The 23,029-nt window shown below is 58.7% G+C and carries 21 protein-coding genes and 1 tRNA gene; 6 read left to right on the top strand and 16 right to left on the bottom strand.

Features of this window, described 5'->3' with window-relative positions; translation table 11 throughout:
* Window positions 1-79 precede the first annotated feature (79 nt).
* Both AKU94_RS05740 and gltX read right to left on the bottom strand, forming a co-directional pair.
* Complete coding sequence (locus tag AKU94_RS05740; protein WP_050526353.1) at window positions 80-1,375, bottom strand: citrate synthase; 1,296 nt, start codon at window positions 1,373-1,375, stop codon at window positions 80-82.
* 101 nt (window positions 1,376-1,476) lie between these two features.
* Complete coding sequence (gltX, locus tag AKU94_RS05735; RefSeq protein ID WP_050526352.1) at window positions 1,477-2,880, bottom strand: glutamate--tRNA ligase; 1,404 nt, start codon at window positions 2,878-2,880, stop codon at window positions 1,477-1,479.
* Between the two features lie 75 nt (window positions 2,881-2,955).
* On the opposite strand from gltX, the gene AKU94_RS05730 reads away from it, so the two are divergent.
* Window positions 2,956-5,049: a ComEC/Rec2 family competence protein gene (locus AKU94_RS05730; protein ID WP_232295691.1), complete on the top strand. Its 2,094-nt coding sequence runs from the start codon at window positions 2,956-2,958 to the stop codon at window positions 5,047-5,049.
* Here the strand turns inward: AKU94_RS05730 and lexA are convergent.
* The 6 genes from lexA to AKU94_RS05700 form a co-directional block, all read right to left on the bottom strand.
* Complete coding sequence (gene lexA, locus AKU94_RS05725; protein WP_050526351.1) at window positions 5,043-5,729, bottom strand: transcriptional repressor LexA; 687 nt, start codon at window positions 5,727-5,729, stop codon at window positions 5,043-5,045. The genes AKU94_RS05730 and lexA overlap by 7 nt on opposite strands.
* A gap of 69 nt (window positions 5,730-5,798) precedes the next feature.
* The gene (locus AKU94_RS05720) at window positions 5,799-6,977 is read right to left on the bottom strand and encodes a molybdopterin molybdotransferase MoeA (protein ID WP_050526350.1); all 1,179 of its coding nucleotides are present in this window, start codon (window positions 6,975-6,977) and stop codon (window positions 5,799-5,801) included.
* Window positions 6,974-7,453, bottom strand: a complete 480-nt coding sequence (gene moaC / locus AKU94_RS05715; RefSeq protein WP_050526349.1) for a cyclic pyranopterin monophosphate synthase MoaC — start codon at window positions 7,451-7,453, stop codon at window positions 6,974-6,976. The genes AKU94_RS05720 and moaC overlap by 4 nt, the downstream gene beginning before the upstream one ends.
* Entirely contained in the window at window positions 7,453-8,265 is an 813-nt protein-coding gene (trpC, locus tag AKU94_RS05710) for an indole-3-glycerol phosphate synthase TrpC (RefSeq protein WP_050526348.1), read from the bottom strand. Before trpC ends, moaC begins: the two co-directional genes overlap by 1 nt.
* Before the next feature lie 19 nt (window positions 8,266-8,284).
* Entirely contained in the window at window positions 8,285-9,304 is a 1,020-nt protein-coding gene (trpD, locus tag AKU94_RS05705) for an anthranilate phosphoribosyltransferase (protein ID WP_050526347.1), read from the bottom strand.
* Window positions 9,301-9,882 carry an anthranilate synthase component II gene (locus AKU94_RS05700; protein WP_050526346.1) on the bottom strand — a complete coding sequence of 194 codons (582 nt, stop codon included), beginning with the start codon at window positions 9,880-9,882 and terminating at the stop codon, window positions 9,301-9,303. Before AKU94_RS05700 ends, trpD begins: the two co-directional genes overlap by 4 nt.
* Before the next feature lie 419 nt (window positions 9,883-10,301).
* Here AKU94_RS05700 and AKU94_RS05695 point away from each other — a divergent pair, with 419 nt between their 5' ends.
* Complete coding sequence (locus AKU94_RS05695; RefSeq protein WP_050526345.1) at window positions 10,302-11,570, top strand: divergent polysaccharide deacetylase family protein; 1,269 nt, start codon at window positions 10,302-10,304, stop codon at window positions 11,568-11,570.
* A gap of 5 nt (window positions 11,571-11,575) precedes the next feature.
* On the opposite strand, the gene trpE is transcribed toward AKU94_RS05695, so the two are convergent.
* The 6 genes from trpE to fabI form a co-directional block, all read right to left on the bottom strand.
* Window positions 11,576-13,084, bottom strand: coding sequence for an anthranilate synthase component I (gene trpE / locus AKU94_RS05690; protein WP_050526344.1), 1,509 nt, complete (start codon window positions 13,082-13,084; stop codon window positions 11,576-11,578).
* Between the two features lie 9 nt (window positions 13,085-13,093).
* Entirely contained in the window at window positions 13,094-14,956 is a 1,863-nt protein-coding gene (locus AKU94_RS05685) for a SurA N-terminal domain-containing protein (protein ID WP_050526343.1), read from the bottom strand.
* 70 nt (window positions 14,957-15,026) lie between these two features.
* Window positions 15,027-16,205 carry an aminotransferase gene (locus tag AKU94_RS05680; RefSeq protein ID WP_050526455.1) on the bottom strand — a complete coding sequence of 393 codons (1,179 nt, stop codon included), beginning with the start codon at window positions 16,203-16,205 and terminating at the stop codon, window positions 15,027-15,029.
* Window positions 16,206-16,232: 27 nt separating this feature from the next.
* On the bottom strand, window positions 16,233-16,736 hold the full coding sequence (gene gpt, locus AKU94_RS05675) for a xanthine phosphoribosyltransferase (RefSeq protein ID WP_050526342.1): 504 nt from the start codon (window positions 16,734-16,736) through the stop codon (window positions 16,233-16,235).
* A gap of 89 nt (window positions 16,737-16,825) precedes the next feature.
* Window positions 16,826-17,431, bottom strand: a complete 606-nt coding sequence (locus AKU94_RS05670) for a LysE family translocator (RefSeq protein ID WP_050526341.1) — start codon at window positions 17,429-17,431, stop codon at window positions 16,826-16,828.
* Window positions 17,428-18,258: an enoyl-ACP reductase FabI gene (gene fabI / locus AKU94_RS05665; RefSeq protein WP_050526340.1), complete on the bottom strand. Its 831-nt coding sequence runs from the start codon at window positions 18,256-18,258 to the stop codon at window positions 17,428-17,430. Before fabI ends, AKU94_RS05670 begins: the two co-directional genes overlap by 4 nt.
* A gap of 156 nt (window positions 18,259-18,414) precedes the next feature.
* Between fabI and pdxH the strand changes: the two genes are divergently transcribed.
* From pdxH to AKU94_RS05645, 4 genes are all read left to right on the top strand, one after another.
* Complete coding sequence (gene pdxH / locus AKU94_RS05660) at window positions 18,415-19,017, top strand: pyridoxamine 5'-phosphate oxidase (protein ID WP_050526339.1); 603 nt, start codon at window positions 18,415-18,417, stop codon at window positions 19,015-19,017.
* A 119-nt stretch (window positions 19,018-19,136) separates the two neighbouring features.
* Window positions 19,137-19,673 carry a cold-shock protein gene (locus AKU94_RS05655; RefSeq protein ID WP_050526338.1) on the top strand — a complete coding sequence of 179 codons (537 nt, stop codon included), beginning with the start codon at window positions 19,137-19,139 and terminating at the stop codon, window positions 19,671-19,673.
* Window positions 19,670-20,146: a DUF192 domain-containing protein gene (locus AKU94_RS05650; RefSeq protein WP_050526337.1), complete on the top strand. Its 477-nt coding sequence runs from the start codon at window positions 19,670-19,672 to the stop codon at window positions 20,144-20,146. Before AKU94_RS05655 ends, AKU94_RS05650 begins: the two co-directional genes overlap by 4 nt.
* 74 nt (window positions 20,147-20,220) lie before the next feature.
* Window positions 20,221-20,297 (top strand) — tRNA-Pro (locus tag AKU94_RS05645).
* A gap of 712 nt (window positions 20,298-21,009) precedes the next feature.
* Here the strand turns inward: AKU94_RS05645 and AKU94_RS05640 are convergent.
* Window positions 21,010-21,897, bottom strand: coding sequence for a MurR/RpiR family transcriptional regulator (locus AKU94_RS05640; RefSeq protein WP_050526336.1), 888 nt, complete (start codon window positions 21,895-21,897; stop codon window positions 21,010-21,012).
* An 88-nt stretch (window positions 21,898-21,985) separates the two neighbouring features.
* Window positions 21,986-22,618 (bottom strand): invasion associated locus B family protein, encoded by a 633-nt coding sequence (locus AKU94_RS05635; protein ID WP_050526335.1) that lies wholly within the window; start codon window positions 22,616-22,618, stop codon window positions 21,986-21,988.
* Between the last annotated feature and the right edge of the window lie 411 nt (window positions 22,619-23,029).

The raw sequence follows: 23,029 nt of genomic DNA, 5'->3' as shown, positions 1-23,029 counted from the left end.
TCCAAGGATCGGTCTGGCGGTTAAAATCCGGGGGCAGTCAGCAAAAAAACGGCGGCCCGTTGAGGCCGCCGTAGAATTTTTAGCGCTCGTCGACCGGTTTGTAGTCGCGATAGGTTTCGCCGACATAAAGCTGGCGTGGACGGCCGATTTTCTGCTCATCATCGCCAATCATTTCTTTCCACTGCGCAATCCAGCCAACCGTCCGCGAAAGCGCAAAGATCGGTGTGAACATCGCAGTCGGGAAGCCCATCGCATCAAGGATGATGCCCGAATAGAAGTCGACGTTGGGATAGAGCTTCTTGGAGATGAAATAATCATCCTCAAGCGCGATCCGTTCCAGCTCTTTGGCAACTTGCAGGGTTGGGTTGTTGTGGATCCCCATCAACTCCAACACTTCGTCGGCGCTTTCCTTCATCACGGTCGCCCGCGGGTCAAAGTTCTTATAGACGCGGTGACCAAAGCCCATCAGGCGGAAGGGGTCATCTTTGTCCTTGGCGCGGGCGATGAATTCGGGGATACGGTCCACCGTGCCAATCTCGCGCAGCATTTCCAGACAGGCCTGGTTTGCGCCACCATGTGCAGGGCCCCAAAGGCAGGCAATGCCGGCCGCGATGCAGGCAAAGGGATTGGCACCCGAGGAACCGGCCAGACGCACGGTGCTGGTCGATGCGTTCTGCTCATGGTCAGCATGAAGCATCATGATCCGGTCCATGGCTTTGGACAGGATCGGATCAACGACATACTCCTCGGCCGGAACGGCAAAGCACATATGCAGGAAGTTGCTGGAGTAATCCAAGGAGTTTTTCGGGAACACAAAGGGTTGCCCGATCGAGTATTTATAAGCCATCGCCGCGATCGTCGGCAGTTTTGCGATCATGCGGATGGCCGCAACCTCACGCTGCCAAGGGTCGTTAATGTCAAGACTGTCGTGGTAAAAGGCCGACATCGCACCAACAACGCCAACCATTGTGGCCATCGGGTGGCTATCACGACGGAACCCGCGGAAAAAGTTGTTCATCTGTTCGTGGACCATCGTATGTCTGGTCACACGCTCTTCAAAATCCACCATCTGGGCCTTGTCGGGCAATTCGCCAAACAGCAGCAGATAGCAGACCTCCAGAAAATGCGAATCCTTCGCCAGCTGTTCGATCGGATATCCGCGATAGAGCAATTCACCCTTGTCGCCGTCGATATAGGTGATCGCGCTTCGGCAGGCCGCGGTGGATGTAAAGCCCGGATCATAGGTGAAAACATCCGCCTGTCCGTAAAGCTTTGCGATATCAACGACATCCGGCCCGAGGGTGGGCGAATACATCGGAAGGTCAAAGGTTTTTTCGCCAATCGTTAGCTGTGCCGTACCTGTCTTTTCCGCCATGTGTATCCCTCTTTTCTGTTGAGGTGGGACAGAATCTATCCCGACCTTTGTTTTAAAGTCCTCTGGGGGCGCATTTCCCGAAAAGGAACCGGCAAGCCAGATCAGCCAGCATCTTCCAGTCGGGCAAGTGTTTCATCGCGGCCCAATACCAACATCATGTCATAAACGCTGGGGGTTGCGGTGCGGCCCGCCAGTGCGGCGCGCAACGGTGCTGCCAATTTCCCAAAGCCGATACCATGCTCGGCGGCGGCGTCAGTCAAAATTGGCTCCAGTGTTTCTTTGGACCAGCTAACATTTTGCAAGCGCGGCGTCAATGTTCTCAGTATACCACGGGATACTGCATCAAGGTTCTTTGCAGCAGCCTCATCCGGCTGAACCGGACGGGAATTCAGGGCAAACTCAGCCTTTTCAATAAGATCTGGGAACTTCTTGGCACGGTCTTTCAAGCAGTACATCGCCCGCAGCAGCCGGTCACGTTGTGGCGCAGTAAGCGGGGGCAATTTTGCAGCCTCAAGATAGCCCTCCAGCTCATGCAGCAGCGCAGCATCATCGCTGGCGGCGATATGCTGTCCACACAGGTTTTCCAGCTTTTTGAAGTCCAATCGTGCGGGCGCGCGACCGATTCCCTCAAGGTTGAACCATTCTTTTGCCTGTTCGGTGCTAAAGAACTCATCATCGCCATGCGCCCAGCCCAGACGGGTCAGGTAATTGCGCATTCCCGCCGCCGGATAACCCATCGCCTGATATTCCTCCACCCCGGTGGCGCCGTGCCGTTTCGACAGTTTCTTGCCATCGGGACCGAAGATCAGCGGAATATGCGCCCAGACCGGGATCTCCCAGCCCATGGCCTCATAGACCATGGTTTGGCGCGCGGCATTGTTCAGATGGTCATCGCCCCGGATCACATGGGTGATGCCCATATCATGATCGTCCACAACCACGGCCAGCATATAGGTCGGCGTCCCGTCAGAGCGCAGAACAATCATATCGTCCAACAGATCGTTGCGGAAGGTGACACGCCCCTGCACGGCATCCTCGATCACGGTTTCGCCGCTTTGCGGTGCCTTCATGCGGATCACATAGGGCGCATCGGGATGGGTCGCAGGGTCGGCATCGCGCCAGGGGCTGCGGTAAAGGGTAGAGCGTTGCTCCGCGCTTGCCGCCTGCCGGAAGGCCTCGATTTCCTCTTGGGTGGCAAAACATTTATAGGCCGCCCCCCGCGCGAGCATTTCATGCGCGACCTCGGCGTGGCGGTCTTTTTGCTCGAACTGGCTGACGGCCTCGCCATCCCAATCAAGGCCAAGCCATTTCATGCCGCGCAAAATCGCATCCGTCGCCTCGGGGGTAGAGCGCTCGCGGTCGGTATCCTCGATGCGCAACAAGAACTTGCCGCCATTCCCGCGTGCAAACAGCCAGTTGAATAGGGCTGTCCGTGCCGTACCGATATGCATATAGCCGGTGGGTGAAGGGGCGATGCGGGTGACAACGGGACGTTCAGCGGACATTGATATTAACCTTTCAGAAACCATAATCGATATAGGCTTGAGTTACGTCTAGGCAATCGCGGGGGTAGAGACAAGGTGGACAGGCTGCGCGCGCTGGCCCTTATGCCGGTTTTGGCGCTCGCGCATGCGCGGGGCTTTTTGTTTGTCTGGGTGCCGGTTTTTATCGGTGTGGGTGTCGGCCTCTGGTTTTCCCTGCCGCAAGAGCCGGTTTTTTGGCATTATGCCTGTCTTGTGGCGGCCGTTTTGCTGGGTATCATAATTCACCGTCGTGGTCCGGAATTGGCGCAACCTTTTGTTGTGGTGATGATTTGTGTCATTTTGGGGATGCTGGCGGCGGGCGCGCGGGCGCATCTGGTCAATGCGCCGATCCTTGGGTTTCGCTATTATGGCGCGGTTGAGGGGCGGATTGTCTCTATTGACCGCTCTCAATCGGATATGATGCGGTTGACATTGGACCGCGTTGTGCTGGAGCGCACCTCCCCAAGCCGAACACCGGAAAGGGTGCGCATCTCATTGCACGGACAACAGGGTTTTGTCGCGCTGGAGCCGGGGCAGAGAGTGATCGCCACCGCCCATCTTTCCGCCCCCGAAGGCCCGGTGGAACCGGGGGCGTTCGATTTCCGGCGTATGGCATTTTTCGACCGGCTGGGCGCGGTGGGCTATACCCGTGTGCCGGTTTTATTGCTGGAGCCGCCCGCCTCTGGTGCCCAATGGGTCAACCGTTTTCGCGCTAAACTGCGCGCCGCCGTGGAGGCAGAACTGCCCGGGGATCCCGGCGCTTTTGCGGCTGCCTTGGTGACGGGGGACCGCGCAGGCATGAGCCGCGAGGCGCAAGAAAATCTGCGCGCGGCTAATCTGTCGCATTTGCTGGCGATCTCGGGGCTGCATATGGCGCTTCTGACGGGGTTCATCTTTGCCACTTTGCGCTATGGCTTGGCCTTGGTTCCGCCCTTGGCGCTGCGGGTGCAATCCAAGAAGGTCGCGGCAGGTTTGGCGCTTTTGGCGGGGGCGGCTTATCTTGCGCTTTCGGGCGGCAATGTCGCGACGGAGCGGGCCTTTGTCATGGTCGCCGTAATGCTTGGCGCAGTGCTGTTTGACAGGCGGGCGCTATCGATCCGGTCGGTGGCGCTTGCGGCCTGTGTTTTGCTGCTGATGCAACCGGAAACCTTGCTGGAGCCGGGGTTCCAGATGTCTTTCGCGGCCACGGTCGCGCTGATCGCGGGCTATTCGGCGCTGCGCGGACAGGGGCGGCGTCTGCCGTTCTGGGTGGCCCCTTTGGCGACAGTGGTTTTCACCTCGCTTTTGGCGGGGCTGGCGACGGCACCGGTTGCGGCGGCACATTTCAACCGGGTGGCGGGCTATGGGCTTGCCGCGAATGTGTTGGCGGTGCCGGTCATGGGGTTCGCGGTAATGCCTGCCGCCGTGCTTGCCGGTGTTCTGGCGCCATTGGGGCTTGAAGGGCCTGCGCTTTGGGTCATGGGCAAAGGTACGGCCTGGATTTTGTCGGTGGCCGAAATGGTCGCCGGATGGGAAGGGGCGGTGCGGGCGGTGCCAAGCCCCCCATGGCAGGTTTTGCCGATTTTGGCACTTGGCGCGCTCTGGCTGGTGCTATGGCGCGGGCGGGTCCGGTTTTTCGGGCTGGCTCCGATGGCATTTGCCTTTGTGCTTTGGTCCCAAACAGAACGCCCGCCACTGTTGATCAGCGCCGATGGCGGGTTGATCGGACTGCAAACATCTATGGGGCGGGTACTTTCAGCGCCAAAAGGGGCAGGGTTTACCGCCCGCCAATGGTTGGAAAATGATGGTGACCTTGCGGATCAGGAACAGACCGCGTTGCGAAACGGATTTGAGGGAGAGGCGCGGATGCGGCGGTTCTCCTTTGGCGGCTGGCGGCTGGCGCAGGTCAAAGGAAAAGGCGCAGAGGGGCGGGTCGAGGAGGCCTGTTTGGACGCAGATCTGATAATCGTTGCCAGAAAAACAACAGTCCCTGCACCCGAGGGTTGCCAGGTCATAGACTCCGACAAACTGCGCGCAACGGGCCCGCTTGCACTCTGGGCGCAGGCTGATGGCAGCCTGCACGCGGTGCCAACCAAAACCCAAAGCCGTCTTTGGACCAGCTACGAACGCAGCGCAGCATTTACACTTTACCTGCCCAATTCAACTCAGTAGCTGCGGATCAAGCCGACCAGACGGCCCTGCACCTTGACCTGATGATCGGGAAGAACACGGGTTTCATAGTCCGGATTTGCGGCCTCCAGCGCGATCATGGATCCGCGACGCCGGAACCGTTTGAGTGTGGCCTCGGCATCATCAACCAATGCCACCACGATATCACCGTTTTCGGCCGTACTCTGTTCCTGGATTACAACGATATCGCCGTCATTGATGCCCGCCTCGATCATCGAATCGCCTTTTACCTCCAAGGCGTAATGCTGGCCCTTGCCCGAGACCATGGAACCGGGCACCGAAACGTGATGCGAGATGTCCTGAATAGCCTCGATCGGCACACCGGCCGCGATCCGGCCCATCACAGGCAAATCCACTGCATAGACCGCTTCGACGGGCATCGCGGCTTTGGGCTGTTCGGGGCGGTCCCCCGTGATCACGCGAGGGCTGAAGCCGGGCCGGTCCATCGCCTCGGGCAACTTCACGATTTCAATTGCGCGAGCGCGGTGTGCAAGACGGCGAATGAAACCGCGTTCCTCCAGTGCCGTTATAAGGCGATGAATGCCGGATTTGGACCGCAGGTCAAGCGCCACCTTCATTTCGTCAAAAGAAGGGGGAACACCTTCGGCTTCCATACGTACCCGAATGAAATCCAACAGTTCCAGTTGCTTGCGCGTCAACATATGCCATCCTTTTGCGAAAGGTTCCGTACCCGTTCTGCCCATGTTCTTGCTTTGTGTCAAGCGCTTTGCTTAGATGGTAAGGTATTCGACCATATCGCCAACGGCGCGCGGACCATCCCCAACCGGGCGCAGCAAAAGCGCGTTGGCGGTGGATAGGACCGTCAAAAGCGCGGAGTCCTGGTTGTCCAGACCGTGGATCTCGGGACCATGTTGACCCTGCATGATCTTGGCGCGCATGTAATGGGCCCGGTTGCCATTGGCGGCCAAAGGAGCGGTGAGCCGGGCCCGTTGCAAGACCGGTTCCGGCGCAGGAATGCCCTGCATCGCTCGGATCATAGGGAGCATGAACAAATGCCCGCAAACGATTGAAGACACTGGATTTCCCGGAAGGCCAAGCATAGGGGATCCGTTGAGCATCCCCGCCATCAGCGGCTTACCCGGACGCATCGCGATTTTGTAGAACGCGCGCTCCATCCCCAGGTCGGCGGCAACTTTGCCAACCAGATCATGGTCACCTACAGAGGCACCGCCAATGGTCACAACCAGATCCGCGTCGCTGGCAAGGGCAAAGACCGCGTGGAGGCTGGCCTCATTATCGCGGGCGATTGGCAACATGCGGGTGATCGCCCCTGCGTCTTGCGCCATTGCGGCCAAGGCAAAGCTGTTGGAGGCAATGATCTGATCGGCGCGGGGCGTTTCTCCGGGCATTACCAGCTCATCCCCGGTGGCGATAATGGCAACAACGGGGCGGCGCGTCACAGAAACGTCAGCGATATTCATTGCAGCCAAAAGCGCCAGATCGGTTGCGCAAAGCACGCGGGGCGAGAGATGGTCACCGGTAAGGAAATCGGCCCCTTTTGGCCGGATATTGAGGCCGGTGCCAATATCTGCGCCAAGCGTTATGTGGTCATCGCTGCGGGTTACATTTTCCTGGATCACCACCTGATCGGCACCCTCGGGCACGGGTGCACCGGTAAATATCCGCAAGGCCTGGCCCTGTTTCAACGTTCCCGCCCATGCGTGGCCTGCGCCTGCCTCGCCGACAACGTCATACTCGGCATTTGGGATGGCCGGACCACGGATGGCATAGCCGTCCATCGCCGACGCGGCAAAGGGGGGCTGGTCGCGGCGGGCGGTGGCAGGCTCGGGCATATAACGCCCTGCGACTTGGGCGAGGGGCAGGGTTTCCCTGTCCAAAGGCCGAACTAGGCCCAATGAAAGCGTCAAAGCCTCTGCAACCGAGATCATTTGCCTGCCTCATAGCGACCGGATTTGCCGCCCTCTTTCAAGATCAGCTTTGTAGAGGTGATTTCCATTGCCTTATCAACCGCTTTGACCATGTCATAGACCGTCAGCGCGGCGATGGACGCCGCTGTTAGGGCCTCCATTTCCACGCCTGTCTGGCCACCGGTTTTCACCGTGGCTTCAATCGTGATACCGGGCAAATCGGGGTCGGGAACAAGATCGATCGATACCTTGGTCAGCGGCAACGGATGACACAGCGGGATCAAATCCGATGTCTTTTTTGCCGCCATGATCCCGGCCAGACGTGCCACCCCCAAGACATCGCCCTTGGAGGCGCGACCGTCGGTGATCATCGCATAGGTTTCCTGCGCCATACGAATTGCACTGCGCGCAATCGCCGTGCGTGATGTTACCGGTTTTTCGGACACATCGACCATATGGGCATGGCCCGAGGCATCAAAATGCGACAGCCCTGACATCAAATTCCTCCTTGCGCCGTATGGGGATTGGCCAAAAGCGCGCGGGTCGCGGCCTCGACATCATCCTGACGCATCAGACTTTCACCGATCAAGAAACAGCGGGCGCCAAAACGGGCGACATCAGCCAGATCTGCGGGGGTATAAAGCCCCGATTCCGAGATGATCATCCGGTCCACCGGTACACGGCGGGCAAGGTCACGGGTGGTTTGCAGGTCAAGCTCAAAACTATGCAGATTGCGGTTGTTGATGCCAAAAAGCTTGGATTTCAACAGTTCCGCGCGCTCCAGTTCCTCGGTATTATGGACCTCGATCAAGGCGTCCATACCCAGATCAAAGGCCGCAGCTTCCAGCTCTTGTGCTTGGGCATCCGTGACCGAGGCCATGATGATCAGGATGCAATCGGCCGAAAGCGCGCGCGCCTCCACGACCTGATAGGGGTCATACATGAAATCCTTGCGCAGGCAGGGCAGGTCGGTCGCATCATGGGCGGCGGTCAGAAATTCATCAGCCCCTTGAAAGGACGGCGCATCGGTCAGGACCGAAAGACAGGCGGCACCACCCGCCTCATAGGCGCGGGCGAGGGCTTCGGGGTCGAAATCGGCGCGGATCAACCCTTTGGAGGGGCTGGCCTTTTTGATCTCGGCGATCAGCCCATAGCCGTTTTGTGAGGCAGATAGCAGCGCCTGCATAAAGCCCCGCGGGGCTGGGGCAGCACTGGCACGGGCCTCAACCTCGGTCAGGGGCAGGGCGGCCTTGCGCGCGGCGACCTCTTCCAGCTTATAGGTTTTGATCCGGTCTAGAATCGTGCTCATATCAGGGGCACCTTTCGTGTTATGGGGCGGCAGAGGTGATGCGGGCAATGGCCTGCATCCGTGCAAGGGCGGCCCCGCTGTCGATGCTTTGGCGGGCCAGTTCAGCGCCTGCCTTCAGGTCGGAGGCCTTACCCGCCACAACCAATGCCGCCGCCGCGTTGAGCAGGACCGCATCCCGGTAGGCGCCAGTTTCCTCGTTCAGCAGGGCCAAAAGTGCCTTCGCATTTTCTGCAGGACTGCCACCCATAATCGCCTCGAACGGATGGCTGGGCAGGCCCGCATCTTCGGGGCGCACCACAAATTCGGTGATCTCCCCGTTCTTGAGCGCGGCCACTTGTGAAGGTGCCGCAATCGACAGCTCATCGGTGCCGTCGCCGCCATGCACCAACCACGCCGAGGTGGAGCCAAGCGCGCGCAAGACCTCCGCCATCGGGCGCAAAAGCGCGGCATCATAGGCCCCCGTCAGCTGCATTTTGACAGCCGCAGGATTGGTCAGCGGCCCGAGAATGTTGAAAAGCGTGCGCGTCCCAAGCTCCAGCCGCACAGGTGCGACATGGCGGGTGGCGGGGTGATGCATGGGCGCCATCATAAAGCCGATACCCGCCTCGTTCAGGCAGGTTTCCACGACATCCGCGCCGACCATCACGTTCAGGCCCAATTCGGTCATCGCATCCGCCGCGCCGGATTTTGACGAAAGGTTGCGGTTGCCATGTTTGGCCACAACCACACCCGCGCCTGCCACCACAAAAGCCGTCGCGGTGGAGATATTCAGCGTGCCCTTGCCATCGCCCCCGGTACCGACGATATCCATCGCGCCCTCGGGGGCGGTAACCGGATTGCATTTGGCGCGCATCACATAGGCGGCCGCGGCGATCTCGTCGACGGTTTCGCCGCGTGTGCGCAGCGCCATCAAAAGCCCGCCCATCTGGGCCGGTGTGGCATCGCCCTCAAACAGCGCGGTAAAGGCGGATTCGGCCTCGGCCCGCGTCAGGGGGCGGTCGCAGGCAGCGTTGATCAGGGGTTTGAGGCGTTCACTCATGCGGGGACCTTCGCCTGTTCCAGAAAGTTGCGCAACAATTGGTGGCCATGTTCGGACGCAATGCTTTCGGGGTGGAATTGTACGCCCTCGATGGGCAGGGTCTTATGGCGCAGGCCCATGATGGTTCCATCCTCAAGCCATGCGGTCACCTCAAGGCAGTCGGGCAGGGTGGCGCGGTCCACGATCAGCGAATGGTAGCGTGTGGCGTTAAAAGGGCTTGGCAGACCGGCAAAGACACCCGCGCCATCGTGATGCATAGCACCCATCTTGCCATGTACGATCTCGTTGCAGCGTACGACCTTGCCACCAAAAGCCTCGCCAATGGTTTGATGGCCAAGACAAACACCCAACAGGGGGATGCCCGCCTCTGCGGCCGCATGGGTCAGCGGCAGACAGATCCCGGCCTGTGCAGGGGCCTTTGGTCCGGGTGACAGCACGATCATTTCGGGGCGCAAGTCCAGTGCTGCCTGCACATCCATCGCATCATTGCGCACGACCTTTATCTCCGCGCCCAACTCGCCCAGATAATGCACCAGATTATAGGTGAAGCTGTCATAATTATCGATCAGTAGCAGCATAGCGGTCACAACCGTTTGTTTTGGTGCGCTTCTGGCTTTGTATCAGGGTGATGGCTATGTGAATTTCCGGTCTTTTTTTTCCGGTAATTTCCCCAACATCCGCCCAAATGACCGAAGCTTTGGCCCTCTTATCGCCGATCTGGCGGGCGGTGTAAACTGTGGTAAAGGCCCCTCGTTAACCGCGATTCGCCACGCGTCGCCTTGCCTTAAAGCAGCCTCATGCGGCCGCCAAGGGGGCCACGCGCCCGTTTGCGCTGCGCGCCTCTGGCTATTTTTGGCCCGCGGGTTGAGCTGCATGTCGGTTTGGGGGTGAACCTGTCCGCATCTCGCGGTATAGGTGGCCCCAAGCGCAACTGCATAACGGGAAACACTCCCATTACCGATGTTGGCGTTGGATTTTGAAGGCAGGAGGAAGACGGGTGAGCCGTGGTTTTTTCATAGGGGCTGGTTGCGGGGCCGTGGTTGCTGGGCTTGGCCTGATCGCGGTATCGCAGTTGACGGATTTCCTGCCTGCGCCACAGGACTTGGATGAAATGCTGACCACGCAGGTGGCGCAACCGGCACAAAGCACGCCAGAGGTTTCCCCCAACCCGCCCCCTGAAAGTGCCACAGTTGATCCAAGACCGGAGCCGGATCCGCAGATCCCCGACAGCAGCACCGCATCCGATCTCAGCGGGCCAGCGGTCGAAAGCAACGCCCCGTCATTGCCCGATACGCAGTCCGGCACAGATGTGCCATTGGCGCCCGGCAGGGATGGGATAGTGCCGGATTTGGCACCAGATGCCGCAGCCCTGGTGCGCAACCGTGTAGAGGATGCCGCACCCAGACCGGATACTCCGCCCGAGCCTGCCCTTCGACCTCAGCCAGAGCAAGCCGAAGCGCCGGTGATACGACCGTCGACGGGGTTTGACGGTGGTGTTGCCGGTGTGAAAACCGGACGCTTGCCCTCAATCGGTGACGACAAGCCAGCCATGGCTGCCCCAGAGGTGACCCCGCCCGAGGAAAACATCGACCTGCCGGCCGTAGATCGATTTGCGGCCAGCTTTGATAACCCTGCCCAAAAACCGTTGTTCTCTATCCTGCTGCGCGATACCGGCGAACCAGATATTGACCGCGAAGCCTTGGCCCGGCTGCCGTTCCCCATCTCCTTTGTTATTGACGCGACGCTGCCGGAGGCGACAAAGGCTGCACAAATCTACCGCGCCAATGGCAAAGAGGTTCTGATGCTTGCTACAGGCATCCCCGAGGGTGCGACCGCCGCTGATCTTTCCGTCTCTATGGAGGTGATAACGGCTGCATTGCCAGAGGCGGTGGGAGTTGTCGATCTGGAACAGGGCGGCTTTCAAGCAGATCGCAGCCTTGCGACCCAAATGCTTGCCTTGCTGCGCGACCATGGGCTTGGCGTGATCTCTTGGGACCGGGGGTTGAATGCGGCCAGCCAGATCGCACAGCGTGAAGGGATGCGCAGCGCCGTCATCTTTCGCAACCTTGATGGAGAGAACGAAGGCGCGCCCAAGATCCGCCGCTACCTTGACCGCGCGGCCTTTAAGGCGGCCCAAGACGGGCGGGTGGTTGTCGCCGGTGAGACGCGCCCCGAAACCATCGCAGCCCTTTTAGAGTGGGCCCAAGAAGGGCGATCGTCAATGGTGGCGATTGCACCGTCTACGGCAGTGATGATGGCGCCCTAGGGCGGTTAGCGATTGCCGCCCGAAAACAACCCCGCGTCCTCGGCCGCTTTGCGCAAGGCATTGGATTTGTTGACGGTTTCCTCATATTCCGATTGCGGGTCGCTGTCATAGACAACACCGCCGCCAGCTTGGATGTAAAGCTGTTCGTCCTTCAGCACCGCTGTGCGCAGGGCGATGCAAAAATCCATTTCGCCATTGGCCGCGAAATAGCCGACACCGCCGCCGTAGACGCCGCGCTTTTCAGGTTCCAGCTCGTCGATGATTTCCATCGCGCGGACCTTGGGCGCGCCTGAAACCGTGCCCGCAGGAAGGCCCGCCAAAAGGGCCGACAACGCGTCTTCGCCATCGGCAATCTCGCCCACCACGTTTGAGACGATATGCATCACATGGCTGTAGCGTTCGATGATGAATTCCTCGGTCGGACGCACCGTGCCGATTTTGGCCACGCGTCCCACGTCATTGCGGCCAAGATCCAGCAGCATCAGATGCTCTGCCAGCTCCTTTTTGTCCGACAGAAGATCGGCCTCATTGGCGCGGTCTTCCTCGGGGGTTTGGCCGCGTTTGCGGGTGCCTGCGATGGGGCGGACAGTCACCTCACCGTCGCGCAGACGGACGAGGATTTCCGGGCTGGCACCGACCACCTGAAACCCGCCAAAGTTGAAAAAGAACATGAAAGGTGAAGGGTTGGTTCGGCGCAAAGAGCGATAGAGCGCAAAGGGTGGCGCCTCAAACCGCTGGGCCCAGCGTTGCGAAGGGACAACCTGAAAGATGTCACCGGCGCGGATATATTCTTTTGCCTTTTCAACGGCTTGAAGGTATCCCTCATGGGTAAAGTTCGATACCTGATCCCCAACGGCGGCGACCTGACCGAAATCGCGATCGGCATGGGGCGCGCGTTCCAGATCACGCAGCGCGTCCATCACCCGCTCGGCAGCTTGGGCATAGGCCGCACGCGCCGAAAGGCCGGAACTGGACCAAGCGGGGGCAACCACGGTCACCTCTCCCTTGACGCCGTCGAGCACCGCCACAACCGACGGGCGCATCAGCACCGCATCGGGCAGGCCAAGCGGGTCGGGGTTCACATTGGGCAAATGCTCCACCAGCCGGATCATGTCATAGCCAAGGTAGCCGAAAAGCCCCGCGGCAATGGCCGGAAGATCATCGGGCATATCAATCGCGCTTTCCGCGATCAGCGCGCGCAGGCTGTCCAGTGGCGGGGTCGGATCGGCCTGAAAGGCATCGGGGTCAAAGCGGGCCTCGCGGTTGATCTCGACCGTCTTGCCGCGACACCGCCAGATCAGATCAGGTTTCAGGCCAACCACGGAATAGCGGCCCCGGACCTCGCCACCCGTCACACTTTCCAGCATGAAAGTATCGCCGCGCGCCTCGCCGAGCTTGAGCATCAGCGACACTGGCGTATCAAGATCGGCGGCGATACGGGCCGAGACGACCTGATTGCGTCCCGCAGCCCAGCCCTTTTCAAATTCGGCGAAATCAGGTGTCAGATTTGGCATGCGCAGACCTTATTGGAAACGGGCGTGAACGGCATTGATCACCGCATTGTCCAGCGTAATACCGGCGTCACGTGTCAACGAATTGGTGAACAGTGTAAAGGCATCCTGAGCCACGGCTTGTTCGGCCTGTGCGGCAATCGCAGATTTGAGCGCCTCGGCATCCGGGCCGGTGGTCGGGCCGGGGATGATACTGTCAAGCTGGACGACGCCGACAAAACTGCCATCCTCAACGACAATGCTCTCGCCCTCTGCCATCGTGAACACGGTGCTGAGCAGTGCGGCGGGAACGTCATCCAGCGTGGTGGAACGGGTCAGATTCGGGATCACTTCGGTGATGCCGAAACCGCCCAAGGCGTCCCCCGCATCCACTTTGGATTTGATGTCATTGGCCATCGCTGTCAATTCCTGGGCCGTGGCTTGTGCGGTCCAGCTTTCGATCACGGCCTCGCGAGCTTCTTCCAGCGGGATCGGGGTGGGCGGGATGATCGCATCCAGACGCAGGGCGAAAACGCCGCCGTCATCCAGTTGGATGGCCTCGGGGAAGTCGCCCTCAGCGGCCTCGGTTGCCGCTTGACGGAAGGTGGGATAGGCGGCCATCGCCTCACTTGATTGATCGTTGAAATCGATCTGGCCCAAGGTCAAATCTGTTTCCGCGGCCAGATCCTCGAGGGTGGCGCCACTGGCCAGACGGTCGTCGATATCCTCGACCAGATCATCAATCGCGCGGCGGGCGGAATCGGCGGCAAGCTCGGCAGCCAGATCGGGGCGGGCCTCTTCAAAGGTAATGTTTTGCGCGGCAAGCGTAGCGTTCATGCGAAACAGCGCAGGCCCAAGGTCAGAGTTCAATGGACCAACCACGCCCGGGGCCTCCAGCGCGAAAATCGCAGGACCAGCCGTGCCCAGCTCTTCCTCGGATTTATCGCCAAGGTCAATGTCCGAGAGGGTCACGCCACGCGCTTCGACCAATGCCTCAAAGGGGGTGCCCGCATCAAATGCAGCTTTGGCGGCCTCTGCAGCCTCCTGGTTCGGAAAGACCAGACGTTCGACAAGGCGGCGCTCTGGCTGAACGAATTCCGCGATACGGTCATCATAGAGCTTTTGCAGCATGGCCTCATCCAGTGGCATCTGGTCTGCGATATCTTCGGGCAAAAGGGCGGCAAAGGTAATGCGGCGCGCCTCAGGCTTGGTGAAAGCGTCGATATTAGCGTCGTAATGCGCCTTGATTTCCGTATCCGTAGGGGCGGCGGGTGGCGTTTCCAGATCAGCGGCGGTCAAACGCAGCAGCCTAACCTCCCGACGTTCCGAGATTTGGGCGTAAAGCGTATCGGTCAGAACGGCAGGTGCGGCAAAGCCCCCCAGAACCGCCCCTTGCAACAGGGCGCGAGCCAGATCCTCACGCATTTTCGTTTCATATTGCGCCTCGGTCAGGCCGTTGTTTTGCAATGTAAAACGGTATGTGTCGCGGTCGAATGTCCCTGCGGGGCCACGAAACACGCTGGCGTTGGTTATCTCTTGGGCGATGCGCTCGTCGCCTACCGACAACCCGATGCGCGCGGTCTCATTGTCCAGTGCGGCGGTGTTTACAAGCTGCTGGCGCACCTGCTGGTCAACGCCAAAGCTGAGCGCCTGTTGCAAGGTAATCGGGGTTCCGAACTGGGCCGAGAGCGCGTTCACCTCTTGTTGCAGGGCGCGCTCGTAATCGCCGATGCTGATGTCTCGATCACCAACCTTGCCGATTGCGGTAACACCGCCCCCGAAATTGGTGACGCCAAAGCCGCCCAGACCAAGGACAAGCATGCCCATCAGGATCCAGACAACAACGCTGGTGCCTTTGCCTTTTTTGCGGGGGGTGTCTTGGGTCGGGTTTGCCATGGGTCTGCCTCGTGGAACGGGGGTTTTGTCGTGTCTATGGGGTTCGGGGCGCGGGGGCAAGATGCCCCGCCTAAAGGGTCAGGTTTTGCAGCCGTTTGAACAGCTCCGCAATGCCGCTCGCATCCACATTGGCAAAAGCGATCCGAAGCTGGCGTTTTGCGGAAAGATCATCGCCGGGTTTGAACATCGTGCCCGGCAAGGTCAGCACAGAGGCCTTGGTGACCAGTGTCTTGGCCAGCTGATCCGAGGGCAGGGCGAAGGGGTGCTCAACATAGGCGAAATAGGCACCGCAGCCCAGCAACTTCCAGTCCGTCAGGGTTTTGAACCCCTCAATCATCGCAGTGCGGCGCGACAATATTTCAAGCCGCTCGGTCGCGACCCAATCGCCAAGGTTCTGCATGCCCCAAAGCGCGGCGATCTGGCCCAATTGGTTGGGGCAAATGGCGACGGTATCGAGGAATTTCTCGACCTGTGCCAAACGACCCTTGCTGGCGATGATGGCCCCGACGCGGTGCCCTGTCAGCCGGTAAGCCTTGGAAAAGCTGTAGAGGTGAATCAGCGTATCGGCCCAATCGGGACCTTTAAACAGATCATGCGGGGCGCCGCTGCGGCTGTCGAAATCGCGGTAGGTTTCATCGACCACCAGCGCGATCCCATGGGCGCGGGCCAGCTCCATAAAGGCGCGCAGGGTGCTTGCGGGATATTCGGCCCCGCCGGGATTATTGGGGCTGACCAAGACAATCGCGCGGGTTTTCGCGGTGATCAGCTTGGCGGCATCCTCGGCACGAGGCACCAGCCCCGCTGCGGTGGCCAGCGGAACACAGCGCAGGCCCTGCATATCCATCCACATTTTATGATTGAAATACCAGGGGGTTGGAATAATAACCTCATCCCCTTTGGCAGCAAGCGTGGAGAGGGTTGCACAAAAGGCCTGATTGCAGCCTTGGGTAATTGCCACCTCGGTTTCGCGGATCGCCCCACCGTAGGCGGCTGACCATTGCTGCGCTATCTCGGCGCGCAGGGCGGGCATGCCCAGCACGGGGCCGTAAAGATGGGCTGCCGGATCGTTGATCGCGGCCTCGGCAATGGCTTGGCGCAGGGCGAGGGGCGGCAGATCCACGGGGGCGGCCTGCGAGACGTTGATCAACGGGCGATCGGGCGGGAACTCTACGCCGTCCAGCCATCTGCGCGCCTCCATCACGGGTGGCGCGTCAGTGGCGGCCATTGCCGGGTTGAGGGGGTGCGTCATCATATGACTCCTGCGCATCAAGGGGTTTTACTCGACGCCACGGTAGGGCTGTACATACTGCAAGGCCATATCCCAGGGGAAGAAGATCCAGGTATCTTGCGAAACCTCGGTAATGAAGGTTTCAACCATCGCACGGCCAAGCGGTTTGGCGTAGACAGTGGCGAAATGCGCCTTGGGGTAAAGCTGACGCACCAACTCCAGCGTTTTGCCGGTATCGACCAGATCATCCACGATCAAAACGCCGGTGCCATCCCCCATCATATCCTGTTGTGGGGATTTGATGACCTTGGCCTCGGCGCGTTCCTGGTGGTTATAGCTTTTGACGGAGATCGTATCGACAACGCGGATATCGAGTTCACGCGCCACAATCATCGCGGGCACCATGCCGCCGCGGGTGATGCCGACTACGGCCTTCCATGCGCCATCATCGGGACCTTTGCCGTCCAGCCGCCACGCCAGCGCGCGGGCATCGCGGTGCATTTGATCCCAAGAGATATGGAAGCCTTTTTCATGGGGCAAACGGTCGGTCATGGCGGGTCCTCTTTTGGCTTTGGCGCTGTGTTTGCAAGGGTCATATAACCTGCGCGCCCGCCGCGAAAGAAAAAGATGCCCGTTTTGACCTAAAGGTTAAGAATTAGCATGGCCGCCAGCCCCGCCATGGCGATTGCGGCAATGGTATCGATCCAAAATTTCGCGGCAAAATAGCGTTTGCGCATCACATTGGTCGACATGGCAAGCGTGACCGCTGCATAAAGCGAAAGCTCGGTCGCGAGAGCAGTGGCATAGATGGCGGCCAGCAGCTTGCCCCCTTGCGGATCGGGGAAAATGCTCAGGATAACGGCGGAATAAAACAGCGCGGGCTTGGGGTTTGACAGGTTCAGGATCACCCCGCCCGTAAACCCGCTGCCAAACCGCCGCTTTGCGGCCTCTGGCAGCGGCGCACGCGCCCCGCGCCATAGCCCCACCGCCATATAAAGCAGATAGATCCCCCCACCGATTTTCGCGGCGTAAAACAGGGGCGGATAAAGCTTGAACACAGCCGCCATGCCCAAAAGCGCAAAGAGACACCAGAGCGAGGCCCCGAAGGCAAGCCCCAGCCCGTAGGGCAGCGCTTTTTCACGCCCTTGCGCCAAGGCCATTTGCGTTGCCGCAATAATGGCCGGCCCCGGCGAAAGGATCGCCGGAGCCAGAACCGCAACCAGTGCCAAAAACGGCTCTGGTGTCACTCGGCGCCTTTTTGGGCCTTGGCTGTCACCACATCGATATCGGGCGCATCAACCGCCTTCATGCCGACCACGTGATAGCCCGCATCGACATGCAGGTTCTCACCAGTGGTGCCGGAACCCAGATCCGACAAAAGATAGATCGCGGCCTTGCCCACTTCTTCTTGGGTGACATTGCGGCGCAGCGGGGAGTTCAGCTCATTCCAGCGCATGATATAGCGGAAATCACCGATACCGCTGGCGGCAAGCGTCTTGATCGGCCCGGCAGAGATCGCGTTACAGCGGATGCCATCCTTGCCCAGATCCTCGGCGATGTATTTCACCGATGATTCCAGCGCGGCCTTGCAAAGCCCCATGACGTTATAATGCGGCATCACTTTTTCGGCACCGTAATAGGTCAGCGTCAGCAGGCTGCCCCCCGGCTTCATGATTGCAGCGGCACGGCGGCACACGGCCGTAAAGGAATAGACCGAAACATCCATCGACATCAGGAAATTCTCACGCCCCGTGTCGACGTAGCGGCCGCGCAATTCGCTCTTGTCCGAAAAGCCGATGGCATGGACGACGAAATCAACCGTTTCCCAGATGTCTTTGATCCGTGCGAACAGCGCGTCAAGCGATGCCTCATCCGTCACATCGCATTCGATCAACTCGGTTGATCCTACGGAGGCGGCCAGCGGCCCAACCCGTTTTTTCAACTGCTCGCCCTGATATGAAAATGCCAACTCTGCGCCTTGGTCGGCGCATGCCTTCGCGATCCCCCAAGCGATGGACTTGTCATTGGCAAGCCCCATGATAAGCCCGCGCTTGCCTGCCAAAAGTCCAGCCATGAAATACCCCGTTATTTCGTACAATAAAGGATTGGTTTAAGCGATCATGATAGCGGCATCAAGCCTCGCGGTGGCTTTGCGCCAATTGGAGGGCTTGCCCTCACCGCGCGGTCGGCTAGGTTGACCGTTATGGTTAAGGGTTAATTGGGGGCTGTCATGGATCGGGCTGGAATATTTTCGGGGAATGATCCCTTTGTGATGGCGCGCAGCTGGCTGACTGAGGCCGAAGCGACCGAGCCGAACGACCCTAATGCGATCGCCCTGGCGACGGTGGATGGCGATGGTCTGCCCGATGTCCGTATGGTTTTGCTTAAGGATATCGAAAAAGATGCCTTTGTTTTCTACACAAATTACCAAAGCCGCAAAGGAGAGCAGATCGCCGCCTCCGGCAAGGCCGCATTTGTGTTGCACTGGAAATCATTGCGCCGCCAGATCCGGGTGCGCGGAGTGACAGAACGCGAGGATGGTATCGCTGCGGATGAGTATTTCGCCTCACGCTCGCTTAAAAGTCGAATCGGTGCATGGGCCTCGGCACAATCAAAGCCACTGTCGTCGCGTGCGGCCTTGATGGCCGAGGTGGTCAAAATTTCGGCAAAACACGGCCCGAACCCGTCCAGACCACCGTTTTGGGGCGGGATAAGAATCATCCCGACCGAGATGGAGTTCTGGGCCGATGGTTCCTTCCGGTTGCATGACCGTTTTCGCTGGACTCGCGCAAGTAGAAATGATTCTTGGAGTGTAGAACGGTTGAATCCGTGAAAGTGTGAAATGTTCAGGACTTTTTGCGTCCATCGGCGTAGACTTGTCCTTAAACATTCGGACGAATGTTCCATAAGAACATTTAGAATTAGGGCTCAATCTGGGGAAAAAGCTCTGTCATGAATGATGATGATGAAATGCCGCTGCAAGTGTTGCACGGTCGGGTTAAATGGTTTGATCCGGTTAAGGGATTTGGGTTCATCCTTTCGGATGACGTGGAGACCGATGTTTTATTGCACGCGAATGTGTTGAGAAACTTTGGTCAAAGCACGGTCGCTGATGGCGCCGACATTACTGTGACGATCCAAAGTACGCAGCGCGGCGTTCAGGCCGTAGAGGTGCTGTCCATTGTTCCACCCGAAGGGTCGGGGTTCTTGCTGGCCGGTGATGACCAGACTGTCAGCGCCGAAGCTATTGCGGCCCTCCCGCTGGAGCCTGCCCGGGTGAAATGGTTCGACAAGGGCAAAGGATTTGGTTTTGCAAATGTGTTTGGTCGCCCGGAGGATGTTTTCGTGCATGTTGAGGTGTTGCGGACCTCGGGCTTTGCCGACCTGACAGCAGGAGAGGCGATCGCATTGCGGATTGTTGACAGCAAACGGGGACGCATGGCCGCGCAGGTACTCGCCTGGGATTCCGGTTTGCGCGCCCCAAAATGAAACAGCTTTTGCTTTGCGTTTTTCTTGCCGTCGGCGCACCTGCCGCAGGGCTTGCACAATGTAGCGCAGGCCATGTGGATATCCGTCTGACTGATGGCGGCGTCGCACGTTTCAATGTGGAAGTGGCCGATGATGCCGCCGCACGCAGCAAGGGCTTAATGTTTCGTGAGAAAATGGCCAAATCCTCGGGTATGCTGTTTTTGTACGAACGTCCGCAGCGTGCCGTTTTCTGGATGAAAAACACATTGATCCCGCTGGATATGATTTTTGCCGATGCGACCGGCGTTGTGCGTCACGTCCATGCAAACGCAATTCCGCATGATGAGACGGGAATCGATGGCGGAAAGGACGTGCTTGCCGTTCTTGAGATCAACGGTGGCTTGGCTAAGCGTTTGAATATTAAGGCCGGTGCGGTGCTTCGGCATCCGGGATTCAAACAAAATTCAGCTTCATGGGCTTGTGATGCGCAATAGGGCTTTTCAATCCCAAAAGCTTTCGCTAATAAGCCCATATGTTCGATGCAGCAATGAATTGAACGCTGAAAGGTCGGGGCGTAGCGCAGCCTGGTAGCGCGACGGTTTTGGGTACCGTAGGTCGTAGGTTCGAATCCTATCGCCCCGACCATTTTCAATAAGTCCATTACACTGTTGAAATTAGTCTTGGCCGGGCAAGCCTTGGTCCTCGCCACAGCAAACCTGTTCACCCTTTGATTTTTTGCAATTCTGCCCAGGTGAGGTAAAGCTCGAAGTTTCACACGTATCGAGCGCGACCAAGTGGCCGCCGGTCCTCGTGCAGTTCGATCGTTCTGATTCATTCAGGTAACCTATAGCGCCGTTCGGGGCATCGTTACAGCGTGTAGGTCACTACTTACGTCGATTGCCTGAACACTAAGCCGAGGCATCTGTGAGAGCGATAGCTCTGAACGCATCACACTTGCATCCCGGCATCTCAACGTATTTAGGCAACCTTTTGCTCTGAGGCCAAGGGGCCTTTGTCACCTGATGAGGGGTGCCTACTATTGTTGAATATCACTCCCTTCTGGCTCACGGCGGGATCCCCATCAGTTGCTCCGGATCAGTTTGCCATTAATGATCTGGGCGAACGTCTTGACTACGCATCAGTGGGGGAGTGCTACGCGACGGCCTGCTGGTCATGGCAATGCAAGTTGCCATTTCTTATCTTCTTCATAGCAAAAATTGCGCGCAAAGAACGGCACAAAGCCACGAGAAAATCAGCCGCCTCGATGCTACCACAAAGCCATCCGATGGATAACGGCCAAAGAACAGCCCCCTTGCACGAGACCAGCACTGGCCGAATTCGCTGTGATACGGCAGGATCATATTCGACGGCGCGGAATCGCATTGGCATAGACGTTAAGGGATTGCAGGTGTTCGTCAGCCTGTTGCAAAGACTCCAACGCAGCTTGACGATCGTAGGCCGCAAGCAAGCCGCATAGGACCTCGGAAATCGCGAGGGCAGGGGTCAATGTGTGAAAAAATGTCTGGCTTTCTGTCGAACACAGAATGGTGGCTTGTGAAATGGGGACCAGCGGGGAAACCTCGCTGTCCGTGATGGCAACGACTGCCACGCGCTTTTCACGCGCCGCGGCCACAAGCTCTAAAGTGTGAAGCGCATAGGGGCTGACAGAAATCACCAGCAACACATCCTTGTTCCCGGCCCGCAAAAGACCATCGCCCGAGGTGCCTGCGGGACCGTCCAGATGCACGGTCTTTTCTCCCAGCAACCTCATGACATAGTGAAAATGCCAGGCGACGGAATGGCACGACCGAAGGCCCAGCACATAAATTCGCCGTGCGCTGTTCAAATAGTCTGCGGCAGTTTGCAACTGGGCAAGCGGTTCAGGCTCGCTTAACCTTGATATCTGGGCGGCCATCCCTTGCAACATCTGGCGCGCAAGTCCGTCGCCTTCGCCTTGTGCGTCTGCTTCGCGCTCCGCCGCGCGCGCGGCAAAGCCGTCGGCACGCATCCGGATTGTCCGGGCATAATGGGCGCGGATATCGTCATAGCCGACCAGACCCAGATATTTCGCAAGTCGGGTCATCGTTGCCGGTTGCACACCTGCATTTCTTGCCAGAGCGCGCATTGAAACAAGGGCAACCTCTTGCGGATTTTCAAGGACATATCGCGCCGCCTGCTGAAGCTGGGGCGACATGGCGTCATAACGGGCGATGATCTTGTCCCGAAGGGGGTCTCCTTGCGACATTCATCCAACCCTTGGTTATTCGCGGCATAGACGGGATGCAACCTTGAAACCCGCCCGGCGTGGCGGGCTTCAAGTCGTTTTGCCGAACTTAGTTACCGTTGGCCTTGTTTACCGCATCATAGCCTGCGGTGAAACCGGCCAGCGAGACCGACAGTTCAACTTTTTGATCGGGGGCAACAACGGGAACGATGCTGACCTTGGCGGCATTGCCCTTTTTGAAGCTGTCAACCTCGCCCTGGGTAAAGCCGATACGTGCGATGCAGCCGATATTGGAGCACCATGAAAACGGGTATCTGCGGGCAGCAGCGCTGTCGACAGTAACAGAAAGCTCAGCGGTCAGAAGGGTTTCAAGCGGAACAATCACAGTGGCACCGGCGACGGCCTGCTGACCTTTTGGCAGGCCAAAGATCGAAATCTCGGCCACGTTATTGCCGTCACTATCCTTGAGCAGGTGGTAAAGCTGGCAAGGATCGGCACCGTCTTCGGTTTTGACGCAGCGCTGTTCCCATGTGCCAAAAGTCTCGGCAATATAGGTAGAGCCGATACCATCATTTGCGGCAGGCTCTTGTGTGCCCATCGACAGGCCATCGGGCGCGCCGACAGCAGAAGTATCAGTGTTTTCAGCATCGGCGACAGGCGCGGCTTCCTGTGCAAAGGCTGCCGTGCCAAGCAGAAGACAAAGGGTAGTTGCAAAAAGCTGTGCGGTTTTTGTCACGGGCATTCGTTTCGGTCCTTCAATGATATAAGATACCGCATAGCATGGGATTTTGCCAAAGTCAGGTCCGAAAACAAGCTACGGCAATAATACGCGAGGCTGAAGAAAGCTGGTCAAGAAACGCGGGGAAGGGGGAAATGTGAAAGGGCCGGCGTACCGACCCTTTTCTTTTGGTTTCAACTCCCCATCGGACCGGCCGACTTCATTGAGGAAAATTTAGGACCATAGGATACACAGGTCAACAGCAAAAAAGTTTTCAAAACGCACAAAAAAACCGCGCCTTGTACAGCGGCGCGGCCAGTTTCAACAGGGAGGAAGTCTTACCAAAACGCCATTGACGCGCCTTGGTAAAAACCACTCTGGCACAGATCGGTTAACAATGTATTTTGAAGCCGCTGGCGGGCTGCTCTGGCTGGC

It is taken from the genome of Pseudorhodobacter aquimaris (genome assembly GCF_001202025.1).
Classification (GTDB): domain Bacteria; phylum Pseudomonadota; class Alphaproteobacteria; order Rhodobacterales; family Rhodobacteraceae; genus Pseudorhodobacter; species Pseudorhodobacter aquimaris.
The sequence above is the reverse complement of the archived record's forward strand: the minus strand, read 5'-3'. Positions and strand labels throughout refer to the sequence as shown.